This window comes from Terriglobales bacterium, assembly GCA_035543055.1.
Taxonomy (GTDB): Bacteria; Acidobacteriota; Terriglobia; order Terriglobales; family Acidobacteriaceae; genus JAIQFD01.
Genome location: DATKKJ010000139.1, coordinates 1 through 5,088, shown reverse-complemented (window position 1 = coordinate 5,088; position 5,088 = coordinate 1). Strand labels below are relative to the sequence as shown.

7 protein-coding genes are annotated in these 5,088 nt (G+C 63.6%); 2 read left to right on the top strand and 5 right to left on the bottom strand.

Translation table 11 applies throughout. From position 1 onward, the window contains the following. The coding region (locus VMS96_09665; GenBank protein ID HVP43691.1) for a hypothetical protein at positions 1-855 on the bottom strand (855 nt) is incomplete at its 3' end. Positions 856-1,249: 394 nt separating this feature from the next. On the opposite strand from VMS96_09665, the gene VMS96_09660 reads away from it, so the two are divergent. Next, entirely contained in the window at positions 1,250-1,672 is a 423-nt protein-coding gene (locus VMS96_09660; GenBank protein ID HVP43690.1) for a VOC family protein, read from the top strand. 3 nt (positions 1,673-1,675) lie between these two features. Here the strand turns inward: VMS96_09660 and VMS96_09655 are convergent, their stop codons facing one another. Then, positions 1,676-1,867 (bottom strand): hypothetical protein, encoded by a 192-nt coding sequence (locus VMS96_09655; protein HVP43689.1) that lies wholly within the window; start codon positions 1,865-1,867, stop codon positions 1,676-1,678. A gap of 64 nt (positions 1,868-1,931) precedes the next feature. On the opposite strand from VMS96_09655, the gene VMS96_09650 reads away from it, so the two are divergent. Beyond that, a complete protein-coding gene (locus VMS96_09650) occupies positions 1,932-2,408 on the top strand; it encodes a DUF5655 domain-containing protein (GenBank protein HVP43688.1) in 477 nt (158 codons plus the stop codon). Positions 2,409-2,933: 525 nt separating this feature from the next. Here the strand turns inward: VMS96_09650 and VMS96_09645 are convergent. The 3 genes from VMS96_09645 to VMS96_09635 form a co-directional block, all read right to left on the bottom strand. Continuing rightward, entirely contained in the window at positions 2,934-3,149 is a 216-nt protein-coding gene (locus tag VMS96_09645; GenBank protein ID HVP43687.1) for a hypothetical protein, read from the bottom strand. 137 nt (positions 3,150-3,286) lie between these two features. Then, positions 3,287-4,150 (bottom strand): hypothetical protein, encoded by an 864-nt coding sequence (locus tag VMS96_09640; GenBank protein ID HVP43686.1) that lies wholly within the window; start codon positions 4,148-4,150, stop codon positions 3,287-3,289. A gap of 713 nt (positions 4,151-4,863) precedes the next feature. Next, positions 4,864-5,088 (bottom strand): hypothetical protein (locus VMS96_09635; GenBank protein ID HVP43685.1); only part of this gene is annotated, 225 nt, incomplete at its 5' end.

Sequence of the window (5,088 nt, the reverse complement as noted above, 5' to 3'; positions counted from 1 at the left end):
GCCCACTGGTCCCGTCGGCCCAGCAGGGCCTTGCGGCCCTTGTGGTCCCGTAGCGCCCACCGGTCCCGGAGGTCCAGCAGGCCCGTCGTTGCCTTGAGGTCCTTGAGGCCCGGCAGGTCCGGGATCGCCCGTCAAGCCGTTGGGTCCCTGTGGTCCCTCAGGCCCCGCAGGTCCCGGAGGCCCCTGCGCTCCGCTGATCTGCTGCCATTGGGTCGCATCGGTGCCCGGCGCGTTGCCATTGCCCACCGGCGCGCTCGCTTGCACCGCCGGCAGCCGCAGGTAGGTGGCGCCGTTGTAGGTCACGATCGCGCCCCGCGGATAGTTGTACGCCGCGTTCCAATCACCCAGGAAGGTCGCCGCCGGCAGCGGATACACGAACAGGTCGGTCGCCTTCACCCCATAGGCGAAGATGGTGAACTTGTAGCTCCCGATCGGAGCCGCCGCGATGGTCATGATGTCGGTGTACGGCCCCGGGCCTCCCACCGCATCCAGCCACACCGAGCCATTCAGGCTCCACGACGTCGTGGCATTCGGCGGGCCCACCCAGTACATGACGGTGGGCGCCGGATCGTTGGCGTTGCTGGTGAAACTCACGTACTGGGCCGACAGCGCGTGCAGGCTTCCGAACCCGCTGATCACCAGCTTCACCTGGCAGCCCGGCGGGCAGTACACCTTGCTCTGGCTCAGCGTGAACGTGGACCCGTCCCAGGTCGCGTTGATCTGGACCGTCAATCCTTGGGCGTGCGCCGACGGCGCGAGCAGCAGCAGCGCCACTCCCGCCACCAGCACCGCCAGCCACGGCTGCCTCCACGGCGACTGTGGCTCTCGTCCCCGACCATCTTGCAGTGTCTTCATGTTCGCTCTCCAGCTCCTCTGGCTCGCATCTCGACGCGTGCCAGCGCTCAGCAATGTCGCGACAGATAACAGGCCGAACATCCGGAAATCACGGGGCCTACTTCGTCGTGGGGAGGAATAGAGGGAGCGTCGTACGAAGTGCCTTCTCCGAACCTGATTACCAAAGCCCAATGCCTGTTCAGCGTCGCTCTTCGATCTTCCATCGGAGATTGCGACGCAAGCTTGCACCGCCCTGGCGCGCCTGTCTAATAGCGAACGGGATGGTTACTTCCTCGTCCTCCAGGCCACTGTCCGCTCGTGCGGGACATGGACAATGGAGCGCGGGCGCTCGCGCCGGCCCGTGCCTCGAATCTTTTTGCTGGATTCCGGAATCCCATTCCCTGGGAGTGAACAGATGACCACGAACACCTTTGCCGGGCCGAAGGTGAACGGCGTGCTCGAGACCTCGCTCTACGTCAGCAGCGTGGCGCGGTCCCTGGAGTTCTACCAGCGGGTCTTCGGTTTCCCGCTCCTCGACGCCTCCGACGCCGAGGTCACCGACCAGACGCGGCTGGCGGTGCTGCGCGCCGGCGACCGCGACGTGCTCCTGCTGTTCAAGCGCGGCGGAAGTTCCGACACCGACGCCACCGGCTCCATCCACGTCGCCTTCGCCATCGCCCGCCCCGACCTCGACCGCTGGGAAGACTGGCTGCGCCAACTCGATCTCCCCATCGAGAAGCGCATGACCTGGAAGTTCGGCGGCCAGGCCCTGTACTTCCGCGATCCCGACGGACACCTGCTCGAAGTCGTCACGCCCGGCGTCTGGCCCATCTACTGAAGGTCACCGGCCGCCGTCCGACTTCGGATAGAGAATGCCGGCCATGTTCAACAGGAGGCCCAGGGCAAGGCTGGTCCCGAACTTGTAGTAGTCGGGCGGGTCTTCCAGCGTCAGCCAGAAGGGCGACGCCAGCATCAGCGCCATCCCCAGGCCGTGCAGCATCCGTTTCATCACCAGCGATTGTATTGCTATCATGCCCCGATTTCGCAGAGGGCGGTATGAAGCTTACCTACGCCATCGAGTTCGTCTCCGACATGCCATGACCCAACGCCCCCTGTGGCACTGCCCGAAGTGCGGCGCCCGCCTGGTCACCCGCAACCTCTCGCACTCCTGCGGCCGGTTCACGCTGGGGGAGCTCTTCTCCCGTTCCGCGCCCGGGTTGCTGGCGGTCGCGCGCAAGTATGTAGCGCTGCTCAAGTCGCTGGGCGACGTCCAGGTGCTCCCGCAGAAGACCCGCCTGGTCGCCGTCGCCCGGGTCCGCTTCGCCGGCCTGTACCCGCGCAAAGACCATTTCCTGGCCGCCTTCGCCCTGCATCGCTGGCTCCGTAGCCCTCGCATCGTCAAGACGGTGGACTACGGCCCGCGCTGGCGCGGGCACTACGTCCGCATCGCGTCGGCCGCCGACCTGGACGATGAGCTGCGCGCCTGGCTGCAGGAAGCGCACGACGTCGTTGGCACCCAGCGCGATCTCCAGCAGCAGCGCTCCCCTCGCGCCACGCCCCGCCGTCCACGCTAGGGGCCGAGGGCGACAGATCAGGCCCCCACCCCCCTCCCTCTGATCTGTTGAAACAAAGGACTTAGCTCCGGAGATCAGTAGGGTCTGGAGGGAAGTCGTTTGTTTGCACCGCGAGATTCGCAAAATCAGTAGAACAAAGGAGTTAGGAGTCAGGAGTCGGGAGTCAGCGAAGTTATCAAAGAGCCAGCGGGCACACCGCCCACATCTCTATTTTATCCTATCGGTCAATGTGGAAAATTAGCTGAAAGCTATAATCAAGATTTCGCCCCAAGCATTTCAACGACTTACGGGATGAGAATACTTGCGTTATCTGGAGCGCCGTTCCTCAACTTTGCCAATTGCCAATTGCCAATTACAAATCTCACCCTCTTGTCATCCCGAACGGGTTTTACCCCGCGAGGGACCTCGCGGGTGATGGCGCTATCCGTGCCGTTCACATGGGTTCCCCCCAGAGCTGCCCGCACCATCGGTTCCAACTAGAAACTAGAAACTGGGATCTGGTGCGAAGGGGCGGGGCCACCCGCCTCAGTCCCGGCGGGACGTGGCCGGGCGGGGCCACATCGCCATGGCAATGACGGTGCTGGCGATGGTCAGCAGGAAAATGGCGACCTGCGGGTGGGCAGGCCAGAGGCGGTCCGCGATCCCATAGAACCAGGCCGCGGTCCCGGCTCCGCTGCCGATCAGGCTTGCAATGAGCGTGGTCTTGGCGTCGGTGCGCATAGAACGTTGCTGCTCCATCATACGCAGTTCGCCCGCCGATAGTTCCTTAGAAGATTTGCCGGGTGCCCCACCCAAGCCTGCTTTTGGCTTGGGTGGGAGAAGGGGCCAACCCAACTGTTGGGCGGGCCACCCCCCGACTAGAAACGAGAAACTAGATCTCAGTTTTCCTTCTTTGGGGGCGCAGCTTTCGCAGGGGCAGCCGTCTTGCTGGCCGGCGCCTTGGGGTGCCAGAACGCGGGATCAGCCGAGGCCACCTCCTCGCTCACGTAGCTCAGCCGAGGGTTGAATCCAAAAAGGCGGAACTCCACGTTCTGGATCGATCTTTCGACTGCTTCGTCGAACTTTCCCTCTTTCAGCGCGTCCAGGTAAGCCTGGTTGGGCGGCTGGTCCCACGCGTCCAGGTTCTTCAGCGCGGTGAAGTAAAGGTAGCTGCCGACGGGCGCGCCCGAAGTGACCTGATAGGCGACAATATGGGCGTCAACATTGCCCTTTTCCCGTGCCGCCGCCAGGATCTTCCCCACCTCGTCGGGGCTGTGGCCCAGCTTGTAGCGGACCAGGGCCACACTGAAGTAGCGGTACTCGCCCAGTTTGAAGTCCGGCCTGTAGCTCAGTTCGGGACGGTAGCGTGCGGTGATCATCCGCGTCTCGGAGACGTATTCGCTCTCCTTGGGCATGAACGTCTCCATCACATTGCTGAAAGCGGGCTCGTCCATCCGTTTGTTGAGCTTCTCCCACTCTGCGAACGAGCCGAAACCGGTGATGAACCAGTCTTCGCTCGGCCCGGTGACGGAGCTGATGGTCAGGTTGTGAGGGTACCCGGCCTTGGTGAATGCCTGGCTCCAGGCAGCTTCATGCTTCTGGTGGGCGGGCCCTTTGCCGGGCTTCACTTCTTCGCGCACGATCTGCAGCACCTTCGGCGGGCCGGACATGGTTTTGGCAGGCTGCTGCTGGGCCACCACCAGAGTGGGCGCCAGCAAGGCAAACATCATCCCGACGACAGGGCAAACGCTGATTCTTCGCATACGACCTCCATATTGAATTGACGATGCCGGATGTGAGCGCCGGGGCCGACGGTGATAAAGGAAAGGAATGCGCGCTGGGCTGAAGTCGGGAATGCAAGGACTGGCGCAGCCTACGCCCTTCCCCCGGGGGTGTCAATCCTGACGGCTCGTGCGCGGCGCCCCTATGGGGATTACCTGGGCCACCCGCGCATGGATTCTTCCTGGAACGTTCGCAGCGACCCCATGCACACGTCACCGACGCTGCCGGCAGTTCGCGAGATCCTTCGCGGGTCAAAACCCGCTCAGGATGACAGGACTAAGAAGGGGGCGGCATCGGCACGCCTGAAGGCGTGCCCTGACACGCAGCCCGCGGTAGCGGGCGACGGAGAATCTAGCCCGGGCGTGAGCCCCGGGTAGATTCTAAGAAGAGGGAAGAGCCCCTTTAGGGGCGACAGAGATTCTGCCTCCCGCCCTTTGCGGCAAAAAGCGCGCCGCAAAGGACGGGCCACCCAGATTGTGGTGGTGCGAAAGGCCGGGCCACCCGCCACCACTTTGTTTAGACGAAAGGTCGGGCCACCCGCCGCCCACCTCATTCGCGCCCCAGCGGGGCGCGATGAGAGTAGCCCGCCGTTTCAACGGCGGGTAGGCGATCGAAAGAGGGAAGAGCCCCGTAGGGGCGACTGAAGCATACAATTCGGCGCATGCCGCTGCCCGCGCCCACGCCCGCAACCGTCCTAGAAGCCGAACGAGAGTTTGACGCCGAGAATGCCTTGACTGAATCCGCCCTGACGCAGCTTTTTCAGCTCCATCCCCAAAACACGCATGCTCCAACGGTCCTGTTGAAGGTCGTCGCTATCAACCAGCTCTACAACACCAATGTCTTCGCTGTCGAAGCCCTCGCGCAACATATCGTGAAGGCCAATATCGACCCGCTCCTGGCCGAACGCTCGCCGGCTGTC

Bases quoted from the DNA above. Each gene is read 5' to 3' on its own strand.
- VMS96_09660 (HVP43690.1), top strand. From the start codon at position 1,250: ATGACCACGAACACCTTTGCCGGGCCGAAGGTGAACGGCGTGCTCGAG.
- VMS96_09655 (HVP43689.1), bottom strand. From the start codon at position 1,867: ATGATAGCAATACAATCGCTGGTGATGAAACGGATGCTGCACGGCCTG.
- VMS96_09650 (HVP43688.1), top strand. From the start codon at position 1,932: ATGACCCAACGCCCCCTGTGGCACTGCCCGAAGTGCGGCGCCCGCCTG.
- VMS96_09645 (HVP43687.1), bottom strand. From the start codon at position 3,149: ATGATGGAGCAGCAACGTTCTATGCGCACCGACGCCAAGACCACGCTC.
- VMS96_09640 (HVP43686.1), bottom strand. From the start codon at position 4,150: ATGCGAAGAATCAGCGTTTGCCCTGTCGTCGGGATGATGTTTGCCTTG.